The organism is Galbibacter sp. PAP.153 (genome assembly GCF_037029175.1).
In the GTDB taxonomy this organism is placed as follows: domain Bacteria; phylum Bacteroidota; class Bacteroidia; order Flavobacteriales; family Flavobacteriaceae; genus Galbibacter; species Galbibacter pacificus.
The window spans coordinates 47,369-74,074 of the sequence record NZ_JAZEUN010000003.1 but is presented as its reverse complement, the minus strand read 5'-3'; the positions used below and the strand labels follow the sequence as shown (position 1 = coordinate 74,074).

The 26,706-nt window shown below is 39.1% G+C and carries 23 protein-coding genes and 1 riboswitch; of the genes, 18 read left to right on the top strand and 5 right to left on the bottom strand.

Features of this window, described 5'->3' with window-relative positions; all coding sequences use genetic code 11:
- Positions 1-39: 39 nt before the first annotated feature.
- The 15 genes from thrA (at position 40) to UXI14_RS02120 (ending at position 19,351) form a co-directional block, all read left to right on the top strand.
- Entirely contained in the window at positions 40-3,438 is a 3,399-nt protein-coding gene (gene thrA, locus UXI14_RS02190; protein WP_335964616.1) for a bifunctional aspartate kinase/homoserine dehydrogenase I, read from the top strand.
- Between the two features lie 121 nt (positions 3,439-3,559).
- Positions 3,560-4,729: an aminotransferase class I/II-fold pyridoxal phosphate-dependent enzyme gene (locus UXI14_RS02185; protein WP_335964615.1), complete on the top strand. Its 1,170-nt coding sequence runs from the start codon at positions 3,560-3,562 to the stop codon at positions 4,727-4,729.
- A gap of 99 nt (positions 4,730-4,828) precedes the next feature.
- On the top strand, positions 4,829-5,086 hold the full coding sequence (locus UXI14_RS02180) for a DUF2061 domain-containing protein (RefSeq protein WP_335964614.1): 258 nt from the start codon (positions 4,829-4,831) through the stop codon (positions 5,084-5,086).
- A 95-nt stretch (positions 5,087-5,181) separates the two neighbouring features.
- Complete coding sequence (locus UXI14_RS02175; protein ID WP_335964613.1) at positions 5,182-7,287, top strand: nitrite reductase; 2,106 nt, start codon at positions 5,182-5,184, stop codon at positions 7,285-7,287.
- On the top strand, positions 7,274-8,044 hold the full coding sequence (gene cobA, locus UXI14_RS02170; protein ID WP_335964612.1) for a uroporphyrinogen-III C-methyltransferase: 771 nt from the start codon (positions 7,274-7,276) through the stop codon (positions 8,042-8,044). Before UXI14_RS02175 ends, cobA begins: the two co-directional genes overlap by 14 nt.
- Positions 8,045-8,052: 8 nt before the next feature.
- A complete protein-coding gene (locus tag UXI14_RS02165) occupies positions 8,053-8,631 on the top strand; it encodes a bifunctional precorrin-2 dehydrogenase/sirohydrochlorin ferrochelatase (RefSeq protein WP_277898236.1) in 579 nt (192 codons plus the stop codon).
- A 41-nt stretch (positions 8,632-8,672) separates the two neighbouring features.
- Positions 8,673-9,728, top strand: a complete 1,056-nt coding sequence (locus UXI14_RS02160) for an NAD(P)/FAD-dependent oxidoreductase (protein ID WP_335964611.1) — start codon at positions 8,673-8,675, stop codon at positions 9,726-9,728.
- 116 nt (positions 9,729-9,844) lie between these two features.
- Positions 9,845-10,303 carry a hypothetical protein gene (locus tag UXI14_RS02155; protein ID WP_335964610.1) on the top strand — a complete coding sequence of 153 codons (459 nt, stop codon included), beginning with the start codon at positions 9,845-9,847 and terminating at the stop codon, positions 10,301-10,303.
- A gap of 319 nt (positions 10,304-10,622) precedes the next feature.
- Positions 10,623-10,793: riboswitch (SAM riboswitch) on the top strand.
- Between the two features lie 103 nt (positions 10,794-10,896).
- The gene (locus UXI14_RS02150) at positions 10,897-11,904 is read left to right on the top strand and encodes a homocysteine S-methyltransferase family protein (RefSeq protein WP_335964609.1); all 1,008 of its coding nucleotides are present in this window, start codon (positions 10,897-10,899) and stop codon (positions 11,902-11,904) included.
- A gap of 63 nt (positions 11,905-11,967) precedes the next feature.
- On the top strand, positions 11,968-14,679 hold the full coding sequence (gene metH, locus UXI14_RS02145) for a methionine synthase (protein ID WP_335964608.1): 2,712 nt from the start codon (positions 11,968-11,970) through the stop codon (positions 14,677-14,679).
- 140 nt (positions 14,680-14,819) lie between these two features.
- Entirely contained in the window at positions 14,820-15,059 is a 240-nt protein-coding gene (locus UXI14_RS02140; protein ID WP_335964606.1) for a hypothetical protein, read from the top strand.
- A 70-nt stretch (positions 15,060-15,129) separates the two neighbouring features.
- Complete coding sequence (gene metF / locus UXI14_RS02135; protein WP_335964605.1) at positions 15,130-16,083, top strand: methylenetetrahydrofolate reductase [NAD(P)H]; 954 nt, start codon at positions 15,130-15,132, stop codon at positions 16,081-16,083.
- Between the two features lie 34 nt (positions 16,084-16,117).
- Complete coding sequence (locus UXI14_RS02130) at positions 16,118-17,224, top strand: acyloxyacyl hydrolase (protein WP_335964604.1); 1,107 nt, start codon at positions 16,118-16,120, stop codon at positions 17,222-17,224.
- Positions 17,225-17,235: 11 nt separating this feature from the next.
- Positions 17,236-18,003 (top strand): head GIN domain-containing protein, encoded by a 768-nt coding sequence (locus UXI14_RS02125; RefSeq protein ID WP_335964603.1) that lies wholly within the window; start codon positions 17,236-17,238, stop codon positions 18,001-18,003.
- A 70-nt stretch (positions 18,004-18,073) separates the two neighbouring features.
- On the top strand, positions 18,074-19,351 hold the full coding sequence (locus UXI14_RS02120; protein ID WP_335964602.1) for an NAD(P)/FAD-dependent oxidoreductase: 1,278 nt from the start codon (positions 18,074-18,076) through the stop codon (positions 19,349-19,351).
- A 109-nt stretch (positions 19,352-19,460) separates the two neighbouring features.
- Here the strand turns inward: UXI14_RS02120 and UXI14_RS02115 are convergent, their stop codons facing one another.
- From UXI14_RS02115 to UXI14_RS02105, 3 genes are all read right to left on the bottom strand, one after another.
- Positions 19,461-20,144: an aspartate/glutamate racemase family protein gene (locus UXI14_RS02115; RefSeq protein WP_335964601.1), complete on the bottom strand. Its 684-nt coding sequence runs from the start codon at positions 20,142-20,144 to the stop codon at positions 19,461-19,463.
- A 211-nt stretch (positions 20,145-20,355) separates the two neighbouring features.
- Positions 20,356-20,841 carry a hypothetical protein gene (locus tag UXI14_RS02110; protein ID WP_335964600.1) on the bottom strand — a complete coding sequence of 162 codons (486 nt, stop codon included), beginning with the start codon at positions 20,839-20,841 and terminating at the stop codon, positions 20,356-20,358.
- Positions 20,792-21,052, bottom strand: a complete 261-nt coding sequence (locus UXI14_RS02105; protein WP_335964599.1) for a hypothetical protein — start codon at positions 21,050-21,052, stop codon at positions 20,792-20,794. Before UXI14_RS02105 ends, UXI14_RS02110 begins: the two co-directional genes overlap by 50 nt.
- Before the next feature lie 430 nt (positions 21,053-21,482).
- Between UXI14_RS02105 and UXI14_RS02100 the strand changes: the two genes are divergently transcribed.
- On the top strand, positions 21,483-21,941 hold the full coding sequence (locus tag UXI14_RS02100) for a hypothetical protein (protein WP_335964598.1): 459 nt from the start codon (positions 21,483-21,485) through the stop codon (positions 21,939-21,941).
- Positions 21,942-21,945: 4 nt separating this feature from the next.
- Here UXI14_RS02100 and gldA read toward each other — a convergent pair whose 3' ends face one another.
- Together gldA and pncB are read right to left on the bottom strand one after the other, a co-directional pair.
- Positions 21,946-22,842, bottom strand: a complete 897-nt coding sequence (gene gldA, locus UXI14_RS02095) for a gliding motility-associated ABC transporter ATP-binding subunit GldA (protein ID WP_335964597.1) — start codon at positions 22,840-22,842, stop codon at positions 21,946-21,948.
- Positions 22,843-23,166: 324 nt separating this feature from the next.
- Complete coding sequence (gene pncB, locus UXI14_RS02090; protein ID WP_335964596.1) at positions 23,167-24,354, bottom strand: nicotinate phosphoribosyltransferase; 1,188 nt, start codon at positions 24,352-24,354, stop codon at positions 23,167-23,169.
- A gap of 381 nt (positions 24,355-24,735) precedes the next feature.
- On the opposite strand from pncB, the gene UXI14_RS02085 reads away from it, so the two are divergent.
- Both UXI14_RS02085 and UXI14_RS02080 read left to right on the top strand, forming a co-directional pair.
- Positions 24,736-25,563 carry a prephenate dehydratase gene (locus UXI14_RS02085; RefSeq protein ID WP_335964595.1) on the top strand — a complete coding sequence of 276 codons (828 nt, stop codon included), beginning with the start codon at positions 24,736-24,738 and terminating at the stop codon, positions 25,561-25,563.
- Entirely contained in the window at positions 25,560-26,705 is a 1,146-nt protein-coding gene (locus tag UXI14_RS02080; protein WP_335964594.1) for an aminotransferase class I/II-fold pyridoxal phosphate-dependent enzyme, read from the top strand. Before UXI14_RS02085 ends, UXI14_RS02080 begins: the two co-directional genes overlap by 4 nt.
- Position 26,706 lies beyond the last annotated feature (1 nt).

The window sequence follows — 26,706 nt, the reverse complement described above, 5'->3', positions numbered from 1 at the left end:
TTATTTATTAAGACGAATGAATAAAAAATGAATTAAAAGTTGAAAAACGAATTATTACATATTCCGTTAAAAAATTTTACCACCTTAAGCGGGGCTACGCAAGATTTAAATTTATCGTACCAGCTATTTGGCAAACCGTTGCATTCGGCTCCGATTGTTATGGTAAATCATGCGCTTACGGGAAACTCCGACGTGAGCGGAAATAATGGTTGGTGGAAAGACCTAATTGGGGATGGAAGAGCCATAGATACCACTATTTACACAATAGTGTCGTTTAATATTCCAGGCAACGGTTACGATGGGTTTATTATCGATAATTACAAAGATTTTGTGGCCCGCGATATTGCCCGCATTTTCTTACTGGGGCTGGAAAGACTGGAAATTTTAAAGTTATATGCACTTATCGGCGGGTCGCTTGGCGGCGGGATTGCATGGGAAATGGCAGCCATAAAACCAGATATTACCCGGCATTTAATTCCGGTGGCAACCGATTGGAAATCGACCGATTGGTTAATTGCCAATTGCCAGATTCAAGAACAATTTTTGGTCAACTCCAAACAACCTGTGCACGACGCCCGAATGCATGCCATGTTGTGTTACCGAACACCGGAATCTTTTAAAGAACGTTTCAAAAGGACCACCAACGAAGAATTGCAGGTTTTTAATGTAGAGAGCTGGCTATTGCATCACGGTAAAAAATTGCAAGAGCGTTTTCAGCTTTCTGCGTACAAATTGATGAACCAATTGCTAAAAACCATTGATGTAACCCGCGGAAGGCCCGAACATTTTAATGTGCTGGAAACTATTGATGCTTATGTGCATATTATCGGTGTAAGTTCTGATTTGTTTTTTACGGCCGAAGAAAACAGGGAGACCTACAAACAATTGGCACAATCCAGTGACCGGGTACGATACGGAGAAGTGGTGTCGGTACATGGGCACGATGCCTTTTTAATAGAATATGAACAATTAGAAAAATTGATAGGGGGCATTTTTGAATCGTCCCTAAAAAATAATAAAATGAAAGTATTAAAATTTGGAGGAAAGTCGTTGGCAAATGGCGACGGAATCAACAATGTTGTGGAAATTATTGAGAATAAGGTGAACAATGGCGAACGCATTGCCGTGGTTGTTTCTGCAAGGAACAATGCAACAAACGAACTGGAGAGCATACTCGAAACCGCAGCAAGCAAGCAGGATTACGAACATTTGTTTGACGCTTTTAAAAAATACCAACTGCAGGATTATCCAAATGTAAACCTTTCAGAAGAATTTGAAAATTTAGGAAAACTATTTTCGGGGGTAAGCCTGTTGGGCGACTTCAGTACGAAAATAAAAGACGAGGTTTTAGCGCAAGGCGAATTGATTTCGGCTAAACTGGTTACCGAAGTTTTAAAAGAAAAGGGTGTAAACGCCAATTTTACCGATTCAAGAAAACTTATTAAAACCAATGAACGTTTTGGCGATGCACAGCCTTTGGAAAAGCTTTCAAAAGAAAATGTGCTAAAACATTTTACACAGCACAATGGGGATACGGTAAATATTATAACCGGTTTTATAGGTTCCAACGAAAAGAATGAAACCACCACTTTAGGAAGGAATGGAAGCAATTATACCGCGGCACTTTTGGCCAATTTCCTCGATGCCGGGGAACTGCAAAACTTTACGCATGTAGATGGTATTTTTACTGCCAATCCCGATTTGGTGCCCACGGCGCAACGTATTGAAGAATTGTCGTTTAACGAAGCAAACGAGCTGGCAAATTTCGGAGCTACTATTTTACATGCCAAAACCATTATTCCGTTAATCGAAAAAAACATTCCCCTCCGTATTTTAAATACGTTCAACCACGACAATCTGGGGACGTTAATTACGGCTACGCCCAAAAAAGAGGGCATGAAATCGCTTTCTGTATTAGAAAATGTGGCCTTGGTAAACCTCGAAGGCCGTGGTTTGCTCGGGAAAGCGGGAGTCGATGCGCGAATTTTTAACGCTTTGGGCAAAAAAGAAATTAGCGTGAGTATTATTTCGCAAGGTTCTTCAGAGCGGGGCATTGGCTTGGTGGTAAACGCCAAAGATGCCACCGAAGCAATGATTGCCTTGGAAAAGGAATTTGAAAACGATTTTTACTCAAAAGACGTAAATAAAATTTCGGTGGTCGACGATGCATCGGTAATCTCAATTATTGGTCAAGATTTAAGCACCTTTCACAAACCGTATAATGCCTTGATAAAGAATCAGGTAATCCCAATTCTTTTCAATAATACCGTCACTGGGAAGAATGTGAGTTTGGTGGTGAAAAAATCAGAATTGCACAAGGCATTGAATGTAATTCACGGCGAAATTTTCGAAATCTCAAAAAAAATCAACATTGCCATTTTTGGTCATGGCTTGGTTGGCGGAACTTTAATCGATCAAATATTAACATCGGCAGCCAATATCGAGGACCGTAAAAAAATTAAGCTCAACATTTTTGCCGTTGCCAATTCACGCAAATTGTTGTTGGATAAAGATGGAATAAGCAACGATTGGAAGACAGCTATCGCTGCCAGCGAAACGGCATCAAATATCAAAACGGTAATCAATTTTGCGAAGGCGCATCATTTAGAGAACTTAATTGCCATTGATAATACTGCCAGTAAGGACTTTGTGGACAATTATAAGACCATGGTAGAAAACGGGTTCGATTTGGTGTCTTCCAATAAAATAGCGAATACCTTAAGCTTTGATTTTTACAGTGATTTGAGGGATTTGTTGGAGAAAAATCAAAAGCAATATTTGTATGAAACCAATGTGGGCGCTGGGCTTCCGTTAATCGATACTATCAGGATACTTCATCTTTCAGGTGAAAATATTACAAGGATCCGCGGGGTGTTTTCTGGAACGTTGAGCTATTTGTTCAACCGGTTTTCTTCCGAAGAAAAACCTTTCAACGAAATATTAAAAGATACCATTGACAACGGCTTTACCGAACCCGATCCCCGTGAAGACCTATATGGAAACGACGTAGGAAGAAAATTGCTTATCCTGGCTAGGGAATTGGATTTGAAGAATGAATTTGAAGATGTAAACATTCAAAACCTGGTGCCGGAAAATTTAAGAAATGAAGAAGTGCCCGAATTTTTACAGAGTCTTGAACAATTTAACGCCCCCTATCAAGAAATTAAAGATGAGCAGGAAAGCGACCACGTTTTGCGTTATGTAGGTGATTTGCACGGCGATTTACAGCAGGACAAGGGCGAATTGGATGTAAAATTGGTGTCGGTTCCGGCCAATAGCATATTGGGTCAAGTAAAGGGCGCCGATTCAATTTTTGAAATTTACACCGAATCTTATGGAGACAGGCCCATTGTTATCCAAGGAGCCGGAGCGGGAGCTGCGGTAACGGCAAGAGGCGTTTTTGGCGATATTTTAAAACTGGCTGAAAAAGGAAAATAAAATTAGAATAACTCCTGTAAGGTTTTTTACAACCTTGTAGGTATGATTTAAAAAAAATAAGCAAAATTAAAGGGAAGGAATTTTAAAATCTTTGACCTTTCAACTTTACAAACTATACACCATGAGCAAAAACCATTTTGAAACCGATGCAATTAGAACTCAAATTGAACGAACCGAATTTTTAGAACATTCGGCACCTCTTTATTTATCTTCAAGTTTTGTTTTTGAGGATGCCGAAGACATGAGAGCATCGTTTGCAGAAGAAAAAGAGCGTAATTTATACAGTCGCTTTACCAACCCAAATACCACCGAATTTGTGGACAAGGTCTGTAAAATGGAAGGTGCCGAAGCAGGATATGCCTTTGCAACGGGAATGTCGGCGGTATTTTCAACCTTCGCGGCATTGCTAAACAGTGGTGACCATGTGGTTTCGGCGCGTTCGGTTTTTGGTTCGACTCATGCCCTGTTTACCAAGTTTTTGCCAAAGTGGAACATAGAAACCAGTTATTTTAAGGTAAACGAAGTGGATAAAATAGAAAGTTTAATCCTGCCCAATACAAAAATACTGTTTGCAGAAACACCCACCAATCCCGCTGTAGATGTCTTGGATTTGGAATATTTGGGCGAAGTAGCCAAAAAACACAACCTTACTTTAGTAATCGATAATTGTTTTGCAACCCCTTATTTGCAAAAACCAATCGATTTTGGTGCACATATTGTAGTGCATTCGGCCACCAAATTAATGGACGGACAAGGTCGCGTGCTTGGTGGTGTTGCCGTGGGACCAAAAGATTTAATACGCGAAATCTATTTGTTCTCCAGAAACACAGGTCCGGCGCTATCGCCGTTTAATGCATGGGTGCTGTCTAAAAGTTTGGAAACCTTGGCCGTTCGTGTAGACCGCCATTGCGAGAATGCATTAAAAGTGGCCGAATTCTTAGAAGCACACCCTCAGGTAAATTTTGTAAAATACCCCTTTTTAAAATCGCATCCGCAATACAAAATTGCCAAAAAGCAGATGAAACAGGGCGGGAGCATTGTTGCTTTTGAAATAAAGGGGGGCGTTGAAGCCGGAAGAAACTTTTTAAATAACATTAAAATGTGTTCGCTTTCTGCCAACTTGGGCGATACCAGGACCATTGTTACGCATCCTGCATCGACTACGCATAGCAAACTTTCTGAGGAAGACCGTATGGAAGTTGGAATTTCGGATGGTTTGGTGCGTGTTTCCGTAGGTCTCGAAAACGTTTCAGATGTTATAAATGACCTTAATCAGGCTTTAAGTAGTTAAAATTCCCAAAAATCGTTTGGTTTTTTGGAATTAAATAGTACTTTCGCTTTAAAATTCTATTAACCTATCGACTAAGTAGAGTAATAAAAAAAGTGAAAGATGATTCTAGACAAGGTTTTACAGGCAAATAGCGACAAAAAGGCCAGACAAAAAGCTTCGGGCGACAAAATAAGCAGAAGCATTGCAAAATCGGTTAGTTGGCGTATCGTTGGGACCATGGATACCATTTTAATTTCCTGGTTTGTAACCGGAACATTTAAACTGGCCTTGTCTATTGGATTTATTGAATTGGTAACAAAAATGACACTTTACTTTGTTCACGAACGTGTTTGGGAACGGATAAAGTGGGGGAAATAGGCCAATATATGGAAAAGGAAGTTTTCTAAGAAACGAAATTTAAAAGTTATAGAAAACGGTAAGATTAACGAATTAGTGGCAAAAAATAAGTAAACATGCAAAGTTTTAGAACAGAGATCGAAAATCCCGTTGTAGAAAAAGACATTATAGAATTAGAAAAGAAAATCCGTCTTTTTCGTGAAGGAAAGGTAGACGAAGAACGCTTTAGAAGCCTGCGTTTGGCCCGTGGAGTTTATGGCCAACGGCAAGAAGGGGTTCAAATGGTGCGTATCAAGTTGCCCTACGGAAAGGTAACCGGAGATCAATTGTTGCGTATTTGCGATGTTTCTGATGAATATTCACGCGGAAGATTGCATATTACCACACGTCAAGATATACAAATTCATTACGTTAGTTTAGATAGAACACCAGAACTTTGGGCAGAGCTTGAAAAAAACGATGTTACCATCCGTGAAGCCTGCGGGAACACGGTAAGAAATGTAACTGCAAGTCCCGAAGCAGGAATAGACCCCAATGAACCGTTTGACGTTACGCCATATGCGCACGCAACGTTTCAGTTCTTTTTAAGAAACCCGATCTGTCAGGAAATGGGGCGTAAATTCAAGATGTCGTTCTCTTCTTCAGATGATGACACGGCCTTGTCTTATATTCATGATCTTGGATTTCTTCCGAAGATAAAAAACGGGGAAAAAGGATTTAAAGTACTATTGGGCGGTGGTTTGGGCTCGCAACCACGCCATGCCGATGTGATATACGAATTTTTGCCTACCGATCAAATTATTCCGCTTATAGAAAGCGTATTGCGAATATTTGACCGTCACGGAGAACGTGCAAAGCGCTTAAAGGCAAGAATGAAATTCCTCATTAAGGATATTGGTCTGGAAGCATTTTTACAATTAATTGAAGAAGAAAAATTAGCACTAGCGTACCAGTCGTATCCAATTAGTGAAGAAGGTTTTGAGTTTAACCCGTCAATTGTTAGCAACATTACCGTTCCAAAAGTAGATTTAGTTGATGTAGAGGGGTATGAAAAATGGAGGAAATCCAATGTTTTTGCACAAAAACAAGAAGGGCTTTTTTCCATAGGAATTAAAGTTCGTTTAGGCGATTTTTATACAGATAAGGCCCGGAAACTGGCCAACTTGATAAAAAAATATGCCGCCGATGAACTCCGCTTAACATTGCGTCAGGATATTTTAATACGTCATGTAAAAGCAGATTTGTTGCCTTTGTTCTATTTAGAACTCAAGGAGCTTGGCTTTACAGAGCTGGGCTACAATTCTACTGCTGATATTACGGCATGCCCCGGAACCGATACCTGTAACCTTGGTATTGCCAGTAGTACCGGTATTGCAGATGTTCTGGAAGATGTATTGAACGAAGAATATCCGCAATATAAAGATAACCGTGAGGTAGCCATAAAAATTAGCGGTTGTATGAATGCATGTGGCCAGCACAACATGGCACATATCGGGTTTCAGGGAATGTCCATTCGTACCAAAGACAAATTGGTAGCTCCGGCGCTCCAGATTTTATTGGGCGGGGGTGTTCTTGGAAATGGACAGGGAAGATTTGCCGATAAAGTGATAAAAGTCCCATCGAAAAGAGGGCCGCAGGCTTTGCGGTTAATTTTAGACGATTTTGGTAAAAACAAAGAAAACGGGGAAGACTTTTTGGCGTATTACGACCGGAAAGAACAGATGTATTTTTACGATTTCTTGAAACCTTTATCAGATACAGAAAATCTAACTGAAGATGATTTTGTAGATTGGGGGCACGATAAAAAATATGTTCAGGAAGTAGGTGTTGGTGAGTGTGCCGGGGTTGTAATAGATTTGGTAGCTACTTTGTTATTTGAAAGTGAAGAAAAAATAGAGAAAGCACAACTTTCTCTTAACGATAAAAAATGGGCAGATAGTATCTATCAGTCTTATACCTCATTGATTAATACGGCGAAAGCTTTATTGATAGGAGAAAACAAAAAAACAAATACCCAAGCGGGCATTATAAATCAGTTTGACGAAGTATTTGTCGCAACAGGAAAGATTTCACTAAACACCACTTTCCCTGATCTTGTTTATCAAATTAAAAATAATAAACCATCTGAAGCGTTTGCAAAATCGTTTTTAGAAGATGCGCAAGCTTTTTACAAAAAAGCAAATGCTTTCAGAAGATTAGAATTAGCACATGCAGACAAGTAACCAACCAAGACTGACTTTAATAGGGGCAGGTCCGGGCGATCCGGATTTGCTCACTGTTAAGGGTATGAAAGCTTTACAAACAGCCAATGTCGTGCTTTACGATGCCTTGGTAAATCCTGCCTTGTTGGAATATGCCCCAGATGCCGAACTCATTTTTGTAGGAAAACGAAAAGGGTGTTATGCCTATCAACAAGAGCAGATTAACGAGCTTATCGTGAGCCGGGCAAAATCGCACGGTCACGTAGTTAGGCTAAAGGGCGGCGATCCTTTTGTTTTTGGACGTGGCGCCGAAGAAATGGAATATGCCATTGCGCATGGTATAGAAGCCGTTTTTGTGCCAGGAATATCATCGGCGTTGGCAGTACCTGCATACCAAAACATTCCGCTTACCAAACGGGGAAGCTCCGAAAGTTTTTGGGTAATAACGGGCACCACCAAAGAGCATAAATTATCAAAAGATGTTGAATTGGCGTCAAAATCATCGGCTACGGTGGTTATTTTGATGGGAATGAGCAAATTGTCAGAAATAACGGCTTTGTTCAGAAAGGAAAATAAACAAGAAGTTCCTGTAGCAATTATACAAAGCGGTACAACACCAGAAGAAAAAATAGGCATCGGGACCGTTGCGACCATAGAATCTGTGGTGAAAGAAAACAAACTGTCAAACCCGGCAATTATTGTTATTGGCGAAGTGGTAAAGCACCGGGGATTATTATTGAACATAAAAAAAGAGGTTGAATTTATAAGTAGTCATTGAAGTAGAAAATGGAGGAGCGTAACGAACTATATCCGGTATTTTTAAAAGTACATGCATTGCAAATACTTATTGTGGGGGGTGGAAATGTGGCTTTAGAAAAGTTAACATTTCTTCTAAAATCAAGCCCAAATGCAAAGGTATGTTTGTTAGCTCCTTTTTTTCGGGAAGAAACCGTAGCCAAAGCAAAAGTGTTTGGTCTAGAAATAATAAAAGATGCATACCATAAAAAGTACCTGCAAGGAAAAGACATTGTTATAGCCACGACCAATGACGAAACCGTAAATGTACAGGTTTATAAAGATTGCAAAGAAAAAAATATATTGGTAAACGTAGCCGATAACCCACCGTATTGCGATTTTTATATGGGCGGTATTGTTACTAAAGGAAATGTAAAAATAGCCATTTCCACCAATGGAAAATCGCCTACAACAGCCAAAAGACTGCGTCAATTTTTTGAAGAAGTGATTCCTGAAAATATCGATGACCTTGTTCAAAATTTGAATGCATATAGAAAAACCATCAAGGGAAATTTTGAGGAAAAAGTTGAGAAACTAAACGAGTTTACCAAAAGCTTGGTTTCAAAATAGAAAAAGAAAAAGTTAGAAAAGTTAGAAAAAAAGTAGAAGTCATGATTAAAACAGATATACTTATAATTGGCGCAGGTCCCACGGGACTGTTCACGGTATTTGAAGCAGGTTTGTTAAAACTTAAATGTCATTTAATTGATGCTTTGCCGCAACCTGGCGGACAATGTTCGGAGATTTACCCTAAAAAGCCCATTTACGATATTCCGGCCTTTCCAGAAATTCTGGCAGGAGATTTGGTAAACAACCTTTTGGAACAGATAAAACCATTCGAGGCCGGGTACACATTGGGCGAGCGGGCAGAAACCATTGAAAAACTGGAAGACGAGACCTTTATTGTAACCACCAACAAGGGCACGCAACATCATGCTCCGGTTGTGGTTATAGCTGGAGGATTGGGTAGTTTTGAGCCAAGAAAACCGCAAATAGAAAACATTGCCAAATTTGAAGATAATGGCGTTGCATACATGATCAAGGACCCGGAAGTATACCGGGATAAAAAGGTATTGATTGCCGGGGGAGGCGATTCTGCTTTAGACTGGTCTATTTTCTTGGCCGATGTAGCTTCTGAAGTATATTTAGTTCATAGGCGAAATGAATTTAGGGGTGCTTTGGATTCCGTTGAAAAAGTAGCCGAACTTTCCAAAAAAGGAAAAATCGAACTCATAACCGAAGCCGAAGTAACCCATTTGCATGGAAACGACAAATTGGAAGCGGTAACCGTAAAACATTTAAAAAACGGAGAATCTCATATAGAAGTAGATAATTTTATCCCGTTGTTCGGGCTTTCACCAAAATTGGGGCCTATCGGCAATTGGGGACTGGAGATTGAAAAAAATGCAATAAAAGTAGACAATTCTTACGATTATGCTACCAACATCCCGGGAATATATGCTATTGGAGATGTAAACACCTATCCTGGAAAGTTAAAGTTGATCCTCTCCGGTTTCCATGAGGCGGCCATTATGTGCCAAAGTGCTTATCAACGCATTTTCCCCGATAAGAAATATGTCATGAAATACACTACGGTAGGCGGTGTTCAAGGCTTTGACGGCACCAAAAAAGAAGCTAAAAAAGAAGTGGTAAAAAGCATAGTGTAGCTCAATTTACCTATAAAATAGTATTTAAAGCAACTTTGAAAAAAGTTGCTTTTTTTTATTGATAATAGTTGTTCTATTTAGTTTATTTTCTTTATATTACAAAAATAATAAATACGATGATGAAGAAAATAAACTTACTTTTTATAGCATGCTTTTGTATATGGAATTCTTCCTTTTCACAAAATGCTCAAGTGGAAAAGTCAATTTTTGGCATCCAAACAGGATTATTGGGGATTTGGGTGCATAATGAAGCGCGTTTGGCCCCAAAAATTGCATTGCGTAGCGAAATAGGGTTTGATGCCGGTTTTTGGATAAGTTCATACAAGGAAGATGGTTTTGCAATGATTCCCACAATTACACTTGAGCCACGGTACTACTATAATCTTGAAAAGCGCGAAGCTAAAGGAAAGAAAGTCCATCATAACGCAGCCAATTTCTTGTCTCTTGATGTCAATTATATACCAAATTGGTTTGTTATTTCCAACGTAGACAATGTAGAAGTTGTAGAAACCATTTCATTTATTCCCAAATGGGGCATCCGAAGAAATATAGGCCAGCATTTAATTACGAAGTAGGTGCAGGGGTGGGATATTATATAGATGCATACGATTCTGGTCTGGCAATGGATATTCATTTGCATATTGGCTATACATTTTAGGCGAAATTTATGTTGCTTCTACAAAGCATACAACAAATAAAACGGTTTTGCTTAGCAAACTAGAAATGGACGCACTAAAAAATCATCAATTAAACGGCGTATTTGGCATTGGTTTTAGAGTATATTTCAATCCGTTTTTCAAATAAAAATCATCACATATTTTTAAGCCTTCGAACACTTGTATTCCACTAAAATCTAACTTATATTTGCACCTCATTTGTTCATAACAATATTGCACGTTATCAAGAAAGGTGAAGGGATTAGACCCGTTGAAGCCTTAGCAACCCTTAATCCTTTTCCAGTTTTCCGAAGGAAGTGAGTATATAGCTCCTTTCCCTTTGGGGAGGACTGGGGATGGGCTCAAGAAGGTGCTACGTTCTACCGCGCATGGCGTGGACAGATAACAAAAAACTTCCGGTTTTTTCTTTCTTCTTGATACATATTATTGTAATTATTTTAACGGGTATTTACCCTTTTGAACAATGTTTTGTTTCTTATAAGAAAAAGAAAATGGAAAAAAATATTAAAAAAGAACTCGAAAACAGGATTTTGGTGCTAGATGGGGCCATGGGAACCATGTTGCAACAATATAAATTTACCGAAGAAGATTTTCGTGGCGAACGGTTTAAAGATTTTGGGCATCCGTTGCAGGGGAACAACGATTTACTTTCAATAACACAGCCCAAGGCTATTGCAGAAATTCATGCAAAATATTTTGAAGCCGGAGCCGATATCGTGGAAACCAATACGTTTTCGGGAACCACCATTGCCATGGCCGATTATCATTTGGAAGATATTGTGTACGAGCTCAATTTAGAATCGGCTAAAATTGCCAAAAAAGTAGCCGATGAATTTACGGCAAAACAGCCAGGAAAACCGCGTTTTGTGGCGGGGGCCATGGGGCCGACCAACCGTACAGCAAGCATGTCGCCCGATGTAAACGATCCTGGGTTCCGGGCCATTACGTTCAATGAATTGCGCATTGCATACAAGCAGCAAGTCGAAGGACTGATAGACGGTGGCGTGGACGTGCTGTTGGTGGAAACTATTTTTGATACCCTAAATGCCAAAGCGGCACTTTTTGCCATTGAAGAGGTAAAAGAAGAGCGCAACATTGATATTCCGGTTATGGTAAGCGGCACTATTACCGATGCTTCGGGAAGAACACTTTCCGGGCAAACGGCCGAGGCCTTTTTAATAAGTATTTCGCATGTACCTTTGTTAAGTGTGGGGTTTAATTGTGCTTTAGGCGCCGACCAATTGATGCCTTATGTAAAAAGATTATCAGAAAAATCCCCTTTTTATATTTCTGCATATCCAAATGCAGGCTTGCCCAACCATTTTGGCGAATACGATCAAACAGCGGAAGAAATGCAAGCTTTGGTACGCAATTATTTGGAAGAAAATGTGGTGAATATTATTGGTGGATGTTGCGGTACTACACCCGACCACATAAAATTACTGGCCGAAATAGCCAAAGAATATCAACCGAGAAAAGTTTTGGTTGAAAATTATTAATGAATGATGTCATGCTGAGCTTGTTGAAGCACGAATTTATATAAAATGACTAAAAATAAGTTAGTGAAAAATAACACCAATAACCAACAACAAATAGCGAAAGACTACCAACGTGTCCCTTTAGTGCTTTCTGGACTGGAACCTTTGGTAATTGATGAAAATTCTAATTTTATCAATGTTGGGGAACGTACAAACGTAACGGGTTCAAGACGTTTTCTTCGTTTGATAAAAGAAGAAAATTTCGATGAAGCATTAGAGGTTGCCCGTGCCCAGGTTGAAGGTGGCGCCCAGATTATCGATGTGAACATGGACGAGGGTATGCTTGACGGGAAAAAGGCAATGGTCACTTTTTTAAACCTCATTGCCGCCGAACCAGATATTGCCCGTGTACCAATTATGGTAGATAGCTCCAAATGGGAAATTATCGAGGCCGGCCTTCAGGTTGTTCAGGGGAAGGGAATTGTTAATTCCATCAGCTTAAAAGAAGGAGAAGCACAATTTATCCATCATGCCAAACTGGTTAGGCGTTATGGCGCGGCGGTTATTGTAATGGCTTTTGATGAGGTTGGGCAAGCAGATAATTACGAGCGTAGGATTGAAATCTGTAAACGTTCGTATGATATTTTGGTCAACAAGGTTAAATTTTCACCGCAAGACATTATATTCGACCCAAATATTTTTCCGGTTGCCACTGGAATGGAAGAACACCGCCAAAATGCTGTCGACTTTTTCCGGGCCGCCAAATGGATTCGCGAAAATCTTCCGCATGCGCATATAAGTGGTGGGGTAAGCAACGTTTCTTTTTCTTTCCGCGGAAACAACACCGTTCGCGAAGCTATGAATGCCGCTTTTTTATATCACGGAATCCAACACGGAATGACCATGGGGATTGTAAACCCCGAAATGCTCGAAATTTACGATGAGATAGACAAAGAACTGTTGGAATACGTAGAAGATGTATTGCTCGATAAGCGCGACGATGCTACCGAGCGTTTGTTGGATTATGCCGAAACCGTAAAAGGAAATACCAAGGAAACCGAAAAACAAAAACAGGAATGGCGTAACGGCAGTTTACAAGACCGTATAACACATTCGTTGGTAAAAGGGGTATTGGAATTTGTAGAAGAAGATGCGGAAGAAGCCCGGCAAGCTGTAGATAAACCCATCGAGGTTATCGAAGGATATTTAATGAACGGGATGAATGTGGTGGGCGACCTCTTTGGAAGCGGAAAAATGTTTTTGCCGCAAGTGGTAAAATCGGCGCGGGTAATGAAAAAAGCCGTGGCCTATTTGTTACCGTTCATTGAAGCCGATAAAGATGAAAACTCTCGCTCGGCAGGAAAAGTATTGATGGCAACCGTAAAAGGCGATGTGCACGATATTGGTAAAAATATTGTAAGCGTGGTTTTAGGATGCAACAATTACGAGATCATTGACCTTGGGGTAATGGTCCCGCCCGAAAAAATTATTCAAACGGCCATTGACCAACAAGTGGATATTATTGGTTTAAGCGGCCTTATAACACCTTCATTGGACGAGATGGTGTACTTGGCCAAAGAATTGGAAAAACTCAATTTAAGCATCCCGGTAATGATTGGTGGAGCCACCACTTCAAGGGCGCATACAGCCGTGAAAATTGCCCCCGAATACTCTAAAACGGTGGTGCATGTAAACGATGCCTCCCGCGCCGTAAACGTGGCTGGAAGTTTGTTAAACCCGAAGTTGAAAGAAGAATATGGAATTTCGCTCCGAAACGAATACGATAAGCTTCGCGAAGGTTTTTTAAACCGTTCCCGCGAGAAGAATTTTTTAACCATTAAACAGGCCCGGGCCAATAAATTAAAACTGGATTGGGAAGAATTTACCCCCCAAACACCAAATTTTATCGGGGTGAAACAAGTAGCAGTTAATTTAGATGAATTAAAAAAATATATAGATTGGACTCCTTTTTTCCGTTCGTGGGAATTGCACGGGAAATATCCGGCCATTCTGGAAGATGAAGTGGTAGGAAAAGAAGCTGCCAAATTATTTGCCGAAGCTACCGAAATGCTGAACAGGATTATTGATGAAAAATGGTTAACCGCAAAAGGCATTTTAGGAATTTTCCCAGCCAATCAAGTAAACGATGATGATATTCAATTATATGACGAAAATGGAAAGGAACTGAATAAATTTCTTACCCTTCGTCAGCAATCAGAAAAAAACAAAAGGGCATCCAATATTGCATTGGCCGATTTTATTGCACCAAAAGAGCATGGAAAACAAGATTATATCGGTGCTTTTTGTGTAACTACCGGATTTGGAGTCGATGAGATATCCAATAGGTATATAAAAGATCTGGACGATTACAATTCCATTATGGTAAAAGCCCTTGCAGATCGATTGGCAGAAGCTTTTGCCGAGTATTTGCACGAACGGGTACGAAAGGAAATTTGGGGTTACGATGCAGCAGAACAGTTAACAAATGAAGAATTAATTAAAGAATCCTATAAAGGAATACGCCCTGCACCGGGCTACCCTGCTTGTCCTGATCATTTGGAGAAAAAAGTAATTTGGGAAATTTTGAATGTTGAAGAAGAAATTGGCGTGAAATTGACAGACAGTTTGGCCATGTGGCCTGCTTCATCGGTGTCTGGCTATTATTTTGCAAATCCTAAAAGTAAATATTTCGGATTGGGAAAAATAAAAGAAGACCAAGTTGCCGATTATGCAAAACGGAGAGGGATTTCTGTTGAAGAAGCTACCAAATGGTTAAACCCAAATATTGCAGATTGATGAATTATAATTATAAAGTTGAAAGTTGGGAAGTGAGGAAAAACAAAAAACGGTAATAAACCATAAAACAGGCTTAACTTTCTCCTCATTAACTCTTTAACTTTGAAAACCAGCAACCAACAAAAATAAAATAGAAACAGATGAAAACAGAATTTATAGAACTGTCTTTAGGGAGCCATGTTATTTCTCATGGGTTCGATGCCTTAAATAAGGAAATAACCGAAGAAGTCAATGTGGAAGGCTTCTCTAAAAAGGTTGTGGCCATATCAAGGATTAAATCATTAAGCGAAAAATATATTTTGACAGATTACCTTGACGGAAGATGGATCTATTGGGAATACGAAAGTGATTTTGAAGAGCTTAAGAAGCAGTTGTTATAAGTCTGAATTTTAAAGAAAAAGCCAACAGAACAGACAATAATCAACTAGAAAGAGAACGAACAACTAAAAAATGAAAGTAACCGAACATATAGAAAAAGCTAAAGGGAAAGCCTTATTTTCTTTTGAAATAATCCCGCCGCAAAAAGGAAAAAACATACAGGAACTGTACGATAATATAGATCCTTTAATGGAGTTTAATCCACCTTTTATAGATGTAACCACTTCCCGTGAAGAATTTGTTTATATTGAAAGGGACGGCCTTTTCGACAGGAAAATAACACGTATGCGTCCGGGAACGGTTGGAATCTGTGCCGCTTTAAAACATAAATATAACGTAGATACCATACCGCATGTGCTGTGTGGAGGCTTTACAAAAGAAGAAACCGAGTACATGCTGGTGGATTGCCAATATCTGGGAATTGAAAATGTAATGGCCCTCCGTGGCGATGCCATGAAACACCAACGCTATTTTGAACCTACCGATGGCGGACATACGTTTGCAACCGGTTTGGTAAAACAAATACGCAATATGTGCGAAGGAAAATATTTGCATGAAACTATAGAAAAGGCAGACGATTTTAATTTTTGTATCGGCGTTGCCGGCTACCCCGAGAAGCATTTAGAAGCTCCTTCGCTCGATTTCGACCTTAATAAATTAAAAGAAAAGGTAGATGCCGGAGCCGATTATATTGTTACACAGATGTTTTTTGACAACAGCAAGTTTTTTGCTTTTGTAGAGAAAGCCCGCTCCGCAGGAATCAATGTGCCCATTATTCCGGGCATAAAGCCCATTGCGGTTAAAAAACACCTTCAGTTATTACCGCAAGTGTTTAAAATAGACCTTCCCGAAAATTTGGTAAATGCCGTAGATGCCTGTAAGAATAATAAGGAAGTGCGTCAGGTGGGCATAGAATGGTGCATTGAACAATCAAAAGAATTAAAAGAAGCAGGTGTACCTTTGCTACATTACTACTCAATGGGTAAATCCGATAATATTAAGGCTATTGCCTCAGAATTATTTTAAAAATAAGATTATTTTTGCAGTCGAAATTAAAATTATGCGACGCATACTAGCTATTCTATTCTTGGTGTTTTCAAGTGTTTCTTTTGCACAGGAAAACACCAATTCTTATGCATCTTATTTTGATGTAAACTATTTTTATGGAAATATAACCAGGCACAATAACGATATTCTTCACCTAATAACAGCGCATCCCAAGGGTGTTATTTTCAGTTGGAACAAAAAAACGTACGGAAATAAAGAATGGGAGCAGTTGTATAATTATCCAGATTACGGGGCTTCCATGATTTACCATGATTTCAAGAATGAATACATGGGAAGCAACGTGGCGTTTTACGGGCATTACAATTTTTATTTTTTCAACAGAAATTTAATATTTCGGGTGGGGCAGGGAATTGCCATAGCCGGAAACCCTTATGATAAAGAAGACAATTATAGGAATGTTGCTTTTGGGTCGAAGTTATTGAGCAGCACTTATTTAATGCTGAATTATAAAAAAGAACGCATTTTTGATAAATTCGGACTTCAAGCCGGACTTACGTTGGTGCATTATTCCAATGGAAACACCAAGGCGCCCAACACCAGTATAAATACCGTTAATCTAAATGTAGGTGTAAATTATCAATTGGATGCTATTGAACCCGAATACATAAAAACCGAAGGCTTAACAAATAGGTATACCGAGCCCGTACGTTTTAATTTTGTGTTTAGAACGGGCGTTAACGAGAGCGATGTAATCCATAGCGGCCAGTTTCCTTTTTATGTTTTTTCGGTGTATGCCGATAAGCGCCTCAATAAAAAAAGTGCCATTCAACTGGGGACCGATGTGTTTTATTCCAACTTTCTAAAGGAATATATTGAGTATAGCTCGATTGCCTATCCCGAAAGAGGTATCGATGGTTCCGAAGATTACAAGCGCGCCGGAATTTTTATTGGCCATGAACTGTTTATCAATAGGTTTTCTGTTATTGCACAAGCGGGGTATTATGTATATTACCCAATAGATTACGAAGGGCAAATGTATTTGCGGGGCGGTTTAAAGGGGTACATCACCAAAAACAAAAAACTATTTGGAGTGGTAACCGTAAAGGCACATGCTGCACAAGCAGAAGCGGTAGAAATAGGAATTGGTTATAGACTTTAAGATATTTTTAAATGAGAATACTACAAGGCATATATTTAATAACGGGTTTGCTGTTGGCAACAGTATTTTTAGGCTGCAATAGCGAAGATGCCAACGATTGTTTTCAAACCGCAGGCACCATTGTTCAAGAAGAAAGACCGGCAACCGATTTTTCGCGTATTTTGGTAAACGAAGGCATAACAATGGTGATAAAACAAGCGCCCGAATACAAAGTTGTGGTAGAATCGGGAGAAAACTTAATGAACGATATCCATACCGAAGTAAAAGACGGTCAATTAATATTGACCAATAACAATATTTGCAATTATGTGCGCAAATACGAGTTTACAACCATTTTTGTTGCTGCTCCCGACATTGCAGAAATACGCAGTGCAACCCAGCGGGAAATTCGTTCTGAAGGCACCATTACTACCGATAAGTTAACGGTTTATTCAGAGAATTATCAAAACAACGAATACTTGACCAGTGCAGCTATTTATTTGAACGTTGATGTAAATCAGTTTCAAATTGTCTTCAATGGTATTTCCAATATTTACATGACCGGAAAAGCAAAAAGCCTGAATATTAACATGGCTTCCGGAAATGGCCGTTTTGAAGGACGTAATTTCCCGGTTGAAAACGCAACTGTTTACCACAGGAGTTCCAACGATGTAATTGTAAAAGCTTCCACCTTGCTAAAAGGCGATATTTATAGCACGGGCGATATTATTTCCGTAGGCATACCACAAACAGTTGAAATAGTAGAACACTACAAAGGAAAACTTATTTACGAAGAGTAATTATTGAACCAGATTAACTTTATTCCGGGTAGTTTCTCCTAACTTTGAAGAAATAAAAGTTGTTAAAGAAATGAATACCGATAAGAAAAAGAGAATTGTAGTTATTGGCGGGGGCTTTGCCGGATTGGAACTTATAAAAAAGCTGAAGCATTCGCCTGCTTACGAAGTTATTTTGGTAGATTTAAACAATTATAATTTTTTCCCACCATTATTGTATCAAGTAGCATCGGGTTTTATGGAACCTTCGGCCATTAGTTATCCTTTCAGGAAGATTTTAAGGGGAAAAGAGAACGTACGGTTTCGGTTGGGTGCATTGCAGCAAGTAATTCCCGAAGAAAACAGGGTCGAATTGAGCAACGGGAGCCTTACGTATGATATTTTGGTAATGGCCACCGGGACAGAAACCAATTTTTTTGGCAATGAAAATGTACAAAAATGGTCATTGCCCATGAAAACCATTGGCGATGCCTTGGCATTGCGAAATTTAGTATTTACCCGATTGGAAAGGGCCACCCGTGTAGAAGACCCATTGCACAGAAAAAAACTATTGTCTTTTGTTATTGCCGGGGCAGGGCCAACCGGTGTTGAGCTTTCGGGTATTTTGGCCGAAATGCGCAAGAATATCCTCCGGAAAGATTACCCCGAACTAAAAAAAGAAGATTTGGGCGATATTTACCTGTTGGACGGGCAAGATTCCGTTTTGGCCACCATGTCTGATAAAACGCAGCATTACACCAAGAAAAAATTAGAAGGATTGGGTGTTATTGTGAAATTGGATACACTGGTACAGGATTTTAAGGAAGACACCGTGTATTTATCTGATGGGACTACTTTAGCATCTAAAAACCTTATTTGGGCCGCAGGTGTCTCTGCCAAGGTATTCGACGGCTTTAAAAAAGAAGATTACGGGCGTGGACGCCGTTTAAAAACCAATGCGTTTAACCGTTTGGAAGCCTACAATAATATTTTTGCCATTGGCGATACCGCTTTACTCACCAAAGACCCGGCCTATCCAGATGGGCATCCGCAGGTGGCGCAAGTAGCCTTGCAACAGGCACGCAACCTGGGCGATAATCTTTTAAAGAAAACCGAGGACCAATGGCAGCCTTTTCAATATAGCGACAAAGGGTCCATGGCTATCATTGGGAGGAACAAAGCAGTAACCGATGGGCCCAAAGAGAAATTTTTTATCAATGGTTTTTTGGCGTGGTGCATATGGATTTTTGTACATATTATGTCACTGGTAAATTACAGGAACCGTATTCGTGCCCTTTACGATTGGATTGGATATTATTTCCACAAAGACCAATCGTTTAGAATGATAATTAAACCAAGGAATGTAAAATAGCTTGTCTAATTGTATGTTGCAAAGGAGAAAGCAACAACCTGGAACATAGAAAAATAGAATTTACGATAGGTGCCATTTCATAATTGGCATTAGTAACAGCAGTTGACTTTTATTGATTTAAGGTGAAATTTACAATGTTTTCAACATGAATTTTTGTTGTATCAAATACCGGAAAGTCGAAATCCTTTTGATCGATTAGCATTGGTATTTCCGTGCATCCTAAAATGAGGCCTTCTGCTCCTCTTTCTATTAATTCATTTGCGTATTGTATAAATTTTAATTTCGATTCTTTATTTATAATTCCTTTTCCGAGCTCATTTTTTACAATCTCCTGTATTTCTTCAATATCTTCTTTTTTTGATGGAACAATGGTTTCAATGTTATATTCCTTCAGTTTATTTCGGTAAAAGTCCATTTCCATTGTAAATTTTGTGCCTAACAGCCCTACTTTATGTATTTTTTGCTTTTTTATTTCTTCTGCAGTGGCAGATGCGATATGAATAATAGGGATGTTAATTTTTGATTGTATTTCATCAGCAAATAAATGGGCTGTATTGGCGCACAAGACTATAAAATCTATATTGTTGGATGTTAAACTTTTACAAGCGTTGAAAATGAGATCGTAAGAGTTTGTCCACCCTATATCTTGAATATCAGAAAAATTCAAGGAATATATAATGCATTCAGCCGAATTAAGCCCTCCTAATTTTTCGTTTATGCCTTGGTTTATATATTTATAATAGTCTAAAGTTGAAGTCCAACTTATTCCACCAACCAATCCTATTTTTTTCATTTTATTGCGTTTTTGTTTTTTTAGCGTGTGCCCAATGTTTACAGTCAGTACGCCATAATTTCGGTTGTATATTCTACCATTGCACAAGTTATTAAAAAATTAAATTTTTAACATACTATTAAATTGTGTAACAAAACAAAAGCCCTTAAATCTATCTAGTTTTTATTGAATTAGTGGGTTATATAATGGTTACTGTTGTTGGCATTAATTATTATTCAATTTTTAAAATGTCTTTCAGTTTTTTTCCAATTGATGTAATCCATATTACAACTTCTCCACCTTTAACAATAGATTTATCTGATATTTCATAGTCCCGTTGGTCTTCTACTCTTGTTGGATTATATCCAAACCCACAAATCCCACTATTAATTAACGGAAAAGTATCATCGTCAGGTGCTTCTTCTGTTGATGCTTCAATTTCAATTTTGGATAGGTCACGACCTAAAAAATATTCCAAGTCTCCGTTATAAATATTTTGAATTATGCGTGCACCTTGTAAAAACTCCTCGTAAGTTATTTGACTTTCCAGAAATCCACGGAAAAATTGCCCAATGTATTTAGCATCAAGATAATCATCACACTTGTCCAATATGAAAATCAGTTTTTCTCCGATTTTGATTTTCTGTTTTTCCGAGTTATCAATCGAGTCAATCATTTTTTCTCTCTGTTCGGTTGGAATATCTTTTAACTCTGTCAAAAAATAAATTATTTTTTTTAGAAAAAGAGCATCTTTTATTTATTGTTGAAGCAGTTTTTCCCATGCCAACGATTGAACCTAAAATCGGAATATCCTTTAAAATTCCGTCATCGAGCATCGAATCCAGTATAACTTCAGCCAAATCTGTCGAAACATTCTGAAGGTCAGAAGTCTTGATTGTTTTTGTTAATGATTTGTCTATTTTATTCAATTCTCGTAACGATTTATTTTAATTAAGTAATCGCTCAATAAACACCAATTTCTTATATAAAACACCTAAAAAATAGTAGTAGCGAAGTATATGGTATTGGTTTAGTTGTTACTAACAATACATATTTCTCTTACAAAATAACAGGTTATAGTGCTTTTTAGTCCTTTTTTTGCTAAAAATACAATTCCAGATACGTCCAGAACCCCACGGGATACGTCCACCAACATATCTGGATATATAAAAGACCCCAAAAATAGGTGCATTAACGTATCAGGACATATAAAAAAAACCGCCATATAGTTTGCCCATGTATTGGTATGGTTCTATTTATAGGCTATGGTATTAAAGGGGCGGGGTCCAAAAATTTTATTTAATTATCTTATCGATTCATCTATATTTGTTTATAGATTAATTTAGACCAACCATAACCATGCAAAAACTTACTTTTCTTATTGCGGTAGCAATCATAAGTATTTCCTGTTCACCTAAAAAAAATCAACCAAAAACGGTGGACAACCCATTGATAGGTACCTGGAGGTTGATTTCGGGAACTACCATTGAGGGAACGGACACCACGGTAACCGATTATACCAGGGACAGGGAAATGATTAAAATTATCAACAAAACACATTTTGCCTTTTTAAACCATGATTTAAACCATGGAAAGGACAGTACAGCGGCTTTTGTGGCTGGCGGGGGCACCTATTCTGTAAAAGACAGTTTGTATACCGAACATTTAGCGTATTGCAACTTTAGGGAGTGGGAGGGCAATAGCTTTTCGTTTGTGTATACCGTTCATGGCGACACGCTTGTTACAAAGGGGGTTGAAAAAATAGAAGATATCGGGGTAAACCGTATCAATATCGAGAAACTGGTGCGGGAAAAGTAAAAAATTAACTGCTGGTAAGCTCTACGAACAAACTTTCCAGGTTTTTGTTTTTTTGATTGAGTTGAAGCGTTTTGAGTCCGTTGTCATGGGCAAAGTCAAAAACGGTGGCGCGCATATCGGTGTCGGTTTCAAAGGTAATTTCATATACAAAACCAATACTGTTTTTTACCTGTTTGGCCTTTGGCAGTTGTTCCAACAATACTTCTTCCACACGGTAATCAAACTCCACTTCGATAATCTGCTCTTGTGCTTTTCTAAGTTCGGTAAGCTTTTTGTCGGCCACGATCTCACCTTTATTAATAATGATTACCCGGTCGCAAATAGCCTCGACTTCCTGCATGATATGGGTGGAGAGCAGTACGGTTTTTTCTTTCCCAACCCTTTTTATAAGTTTTCTAATCTCGATTAACTGGTTGGGGTCAAGCCCAGTAGTGGGCTCATCGAGAATCAAGACATCGGGGTTGCCAATCAGCGCAGCAGCCAGCCCGACCCTTTGGCGGTATCCTTTAGAAAGGGCGCCTATTTTTTTATTGGTTTCCGGGGTCAACCCGCATTGGACGATTGTTTCTTCAACAACATTTTTTTTAACCTTGTATAAACTGGCGGTATAATTTAAATATTCGCGCACGTACATATCCAAGTGCAACGGGTTGTGCTCCGGCAAATACCCAATGCTTTGTTTTACATCCATTTTTTGGGCATCAATGGTAAAACCGTTTACTTTGGCAGTTCCTTCGGAAGGGCTTAAATAGGTGGTAAGGATTTTCATCAGGGTTGATTTCCCGGCACCATTGGGCCCTAAAAAACCAACGATTTCTCCTTTTTTAAGGGTGAAGGATATATTTTTAAGCGCTTGTTGCGCTCCGTAATTTTTACTTATGTTGAAGACTTCTATGGACATACACCAAATGTAGTTTTAATGTGTTAAAGTTAAAAGTTGAAAGTTAAAAAGTTTTAAAGTTCGTTGAGAGTTGGTAGTTGGGATTTTGGAATGGTTATTAGGGAAGAGGGAAAAGTGATTAGGGGGTTAGTTAATTGTTATTTGTTATTAGGGACATACGGCTCTCAACTCAAAAACCCCTTTCCTCGTTAACTTATTTGATCATTATGCTATGCGACTTCTCTCCTGATGCTATTGGTCGGGATCGAAGTGACCATAACTTTGCACCTCTGTATCTTTGCACCTTTACACCTCTGCACCTTTGAAACCATACACCTTGCCCGGTTAAGCAATCCTGAGTAATTCTTTGGCCAAGGCAATCATTTTTTTATCGCCGGTGTGCTTGCCGGGCTCGTCCGATAGTTTTACGGTAGGCAGCCATTCGTTATCGCTGGTGAGTACGTCGGTAAGTTTAATTACAATATTCATGGGTTTTAGGCCAACATCGTTGGTTAAATTAGTGCCTATACCAAAGGAGAGGCCTATTTTTCCTTTACAGGCTCTGGTTATGGACGCTACTTTCTCTGGGTTGAGGCCATCAGAAAATATAATGTATTTGTACAAGGGGTTAATGCCATGGTTTTTATAATGCTCAATGGTTTTTTCGGCAAATTCAATCGGGTCGCCGCTATCGTGCCGGACGCCGTCGAAAAGTTTGGCAAATTTGGTGTCGAACTGTTTAAAGAATACTTCCGTGGTGTACGTATCAGACAGTGCAACACCCAAATCGCCACGGTACACGTCTACCCAATGTTCGAGCGACATGGCATTGGCCATTTTAAACCCATACTCGGCCGCATGAAACATAAACCATTCGTGCGCATGTGTACCAATGGGCTTTACATTGTACAGCATTGCCATATGCACGTTGCTGGAACCTATAAAACTTTGCCCTTTATACGATGATAGCGTATGCATAACCTCGCGGTGCGTGCGGTACGAATGCCTTCGCCGGGTACCAAACTCGGCAAAGGTTACGCCCAGTTCGTTGTATAATTTAATTTTTTCAAGTGTATTGGCCGTTATTTTTTCATCGCTCCAGCGTTTTTGTCCGGTAAGTTTGTAAAACAGCTCGCTAATAAGGGCCAAAATAGGGACTTCCCATAAAATGGTCCTGTACCAATAGCCAGAAATATAAACTTCCAGATTTTCCCCGGTTTGTGATATGGTCACTTCAGAGGGGTCGTAACGGTAACCTTCCAGAAAGTCTACATAAGCCGGGTTGAGGTATTGGCAGTTTTCTTTAAGGAACTGTTTTTCGCTTTTGGTTAGTTGCAATTGTGCCATTTGGTCTACAGCGGTTCTAAGTACTTGGCCAAACCCTTCAGGGAACTTGTGTGTTCCCCGGTTAATAAATTTATATCTTGCTTTTACGCGTGGAAACAATTTTACCACGGCGCATTGCATGGTAAATTTATAAAAGTCGTTATCAAGGATAGAATTAAAAATTGAAAAGTCGGGATCCTTCAGCATGCCTGTTACAGTTTATTTAGAAAGGTACTACATATTTTTTAATAGCGGCTATTGGCGAGCGTAAATATAGGGCAAAGGGCAAAAAGTGGTTATGGGATTTTTAAAAAAGCGTGATTTTTGAAATTAATTATTTAAAAAAAGTTATGAAATACTCTTTTTTTCAAAAAAAACGGGGCAAAGGGTTTTATTTTTCAAATTAATAATTACATTAGCACCACAAAACAGTATAAAATTCATGTTGGCAAACGCTTATATCTGGAACTTTTACTTTTTCTTCTTTTATTTTTTTAATGAAAGAACGGGACGGTTATAGGTTATTGCTAAAGTAAAATATATAAGGTCCCGGAATTTTTTCGGGACTTTTTTTTATGCAAAATTTAAATGAACAATAAAGTTGCAATACAAGGAATATTAGGTTCTTTTCACCATCAGGTGGCAAAAGAATATTTTGGCGATGATGTAGGCGTAGACGAATGTCTTTCGTTTGATGCCTTGGTAGATAGCCTGTTAAGTAAAACAAGCAGTGTAGGTGTAATGGCCATAGAAAATTCCATTGCAGGGTCCATTATCCCCAATTATGCCCTTATAGACATGAACGGCCTGCACATTATCGGCGAGCATTACATTAACGTACAGCATAATTTATTGGTATTGAAAGGGCAAAGCATCGAGGATATTACCGAAGTATACTCGCACCCAATGGCCTTATTGCAATGCAAGGTGTTCTTTAAGCAATATCCACATATAAAATTGATAGAAGATGCCGATACCGCCGAAGTGGCCCGGAGAATACATCAAGGACAATTAAAAGGTATGGGGGCCATTGCAAGCAAGGTTGCAGCCAATATTTTCGATTTGGATATCCTGGCGGAAGGCATACAGACCATGAAAAACAATGCCACACGTTTTGTAATTGTACAAACAAAAAATTCGGTCATACCAAAAGAAGCCATCAACAAGGCATCGGTAATGTTCGAGCTCGGTACCAAAAGAGGGAGCTTGGCAACCGTATTGAACGTAATGAGCGATTGCAAGTTAAACCTGACCAAGATACAGTCGTTGCCAAAAATAGAAACCCCATGGCGTTATTCCTTTTTTGTCGACGTGACTTTTGAACAGTATGAAGATTTTGAAAAGGCAAAGGCATTGCTTAAAATAATGGCATCGCACTTTAAGGTACATGGCGAATATAAAAATGCAAAAAAATGATACAAGTTGCAGACCGTTTACAAACCGTTGAAGAATACTATTTTTCTAAAAAATTAAGAGAAGTAAGAGGATTAATGGCCGAAGGGAAACCCATTATCAACATGGGCATAGGAAGCCCCGATATGGCTCCGTCCAAAGAAGTTTTAGAAGCACTTGTCACTTCGTTGGGAGACGATAAGGCCCACCAGTACCAAAGCTATCAAGGGCTCCCGGAATTGAGGAATGCCGCTGCCAACTTTTATAAAAAGCATTTTCAAGTTGAAGTTGACAGCAATACAGAGTTATTACCGTTAATGGGCTCCAAAGAAGGGATTATGCACATTAGTATGGCTTTTTTGAACGAAGGCGATGAGGTGCTCATTCCAAACCCGGGATATCCAACATACACATCGGTAACAAAGTTGGTGGGCGCAGTACCTAAATATTATGGTTTAACCCAAAGCGGTAGTTGGTTGCCCGATTTGGAAGTTTTGGAGAAAACAGACCTTTCCAAAGTAAAGCTAATGTGGTTAAGCTATCCGCATATGCCAACCGGTGCCAACGCCAATAAAGAGATATTTGAAGGACTGGTAAAATTTGCCAAACGCAACAACATACTGTTGGTAAACGATAACCCTTATAGTTTTGTGCTGAACGAAGAAAGATTGAGCATTTTGGCGGTACCTGGTGCCAAAGAAGTGGCATTAGAGTTAAATTCATTAAGCAAAACATTCAATATGGCCGGTTGGCGCGTAGGGTTTGTTTTAGGGAACGCACGGTTTATTGATGCGGTGCTTAAAGTAAAGAGCAATATGGATAGCGGTATGTTTTACGGCTTGCAAAAAGGAGCGGTAAAGGCATTGGAGCTATCGTCAAAGTGGTATTCAGCGTTGAACAAAGTGTACCAAAAACGAAGGGCCTTGATTTTTCAGCTTGCCGATACATTAGGCTGTACGTACAATACAGATGCTTCGGGAATGTTTGTTTGGGCCAAATTGCCTTCAGAAATGCCATCGGCGGAAGCGTTTATAGACAAAATATTGTACGATAAAAGCATCTTTATTACCCCGGGCACCATTTTTGGGAGCAATGGAGAAGGGTACATCCGCTTTTCGTTGTGCGTAAAAGAAGAACAGATTAAGGAAGCGATAAATAGGTTTTAAA

Excerpts from the sequence above, each read along its gene's own strand:
- UXI14_RS02185 (WP_335964615.1), top strand. The coding sequence starts at position 3,560 with ATGAGCAAAAACCATTTTGAAACCGATGCAATTAGAACTCAAATTGAA.
- UXI14_RS02180 (WP_335964614.1), top strand. The coding sequence starts at position 4,829 with ATGATTCTAGACAAGGTTTTACAGGCAAATAGCGACAAAAAGGCCAGA.
- UXI14_RS02175 (WP_335964613.1), top strand. The coding sequence starts at position 5,182 with ATGCAAAGTTTTAGAACAGAGATCGAAAATCCCGTTGTAGAAAAAGAC.
- cobA (WP_335964612.1), top strand. The coding sequence starts at position 7,274 with ATGCAGACAAGTAACCAACCAAGACTGACTTTAATAGGGGCAGGTCCG.
- UXI14_RS02165 (WP_277898236.1), top strand. The coding sequence starts at position 8,053 with ATGGAGGAGCGTAACGAACTATATCCGGTATTTTTAAAAGTACATGCA.
- UXI14_RS02160 (WP_335964611.1), top strand. The coding sequence starts at position 8,673 with ATGATTAAAACAGATATACTTATAATTGGCGCAGGTCCCACGGGACTG.
- UXI14_RS02155 (WP_335964610.1), top strand. The coding sequence starts at position 9,845 with ATGATGAAGAAAATAAACTTACTTTTTATAGCATGCTTTTGTATATGG.
- UXI14_RS02150 (WP_335964609.1), top strand. The coding sequence starts at position 10,897 with ATGGAAAAAAATATTAAAAAAGAACTCGAAAACAGGATTTTGGTGCTA.
- UXI14_RS02140 (WP_335964606.1), top strand. The coding sequence starts at position 14,820 with ATGAAAACAGAATTTATAGAACTGTCTTTAGGGAGCCATGTTATTTCT.
- metF (WP_335964605.1), top strand. The coding sequence starts at position 15,130 with ATGAAAGTAACCGAACATATAGAAAAAGCTAAAGGGAAAGCCTTATTT.
- UXI14_RS02130 (WP_335964604.1), top strand. The coding sequence starts at position 16,118 with ATGCGACGCATACTAGCTATTCTATTCTTGGTGTTTTCAAGTGTTTCT.
- UXI14_RS02125 (WP_335964603.1), top strand. The coding sequence starts at position 17,236 with ATGAGAATACTACAAGGCATATATTTAATAACGGGTTTGCTGTTGGCA.
- UXI14_RS02120 (WP_335964602.1), top strand. The coding sequence starts at position 18,074 with ATGAATACCGATAAGAAAAAGAGAATTGTAGTTATTGGCGGGGGCTTT.
- UXI14_RS02115 (WP_335964601.1), bottom strand. The coding sequence starts at position 20,144 with ATGAAAAAAATAGGATTGGTTGGTGGAATAAGTTGGACTTCAACTTTA.
- UXI14_RS02100 (WP_335964598.1), top strand. The coding sequence starts at position 21,483 with ATGCAAAAACTTACTTTTCTTATTGCGGTAGCAATCATAAGTATTTCC.
- gldA (WP_335964597.1), bottom strand. The coding sequence starts at position 22,842 with ATGTCCATAGAAGTCTTCAACATAAGTAAAAATTACGGAGCGCAACAA.
- pncB (WP_335964596.1), bottom strand. The coding sequence starts at position 24,354 with ATGCTGAAGGATCCCGACTTTTCAATTTTTAATTCTATCCTTGATAAC.
- UXI14_RS02085 (WP_335964595.1), top strand. The coding sequence starts at position 24,736 with ATGAACAATAAAGTTGCAATACAAGGAATATTAGGTTCTTTTCACCAT.
- UXI14_RS02080 (WP_335964594.1), top strand. The coding sequence starts at position 25,560 with ATGATACAAGTTGCAGACCGTTTACAAACCGTTGAAGAATACTATTTT.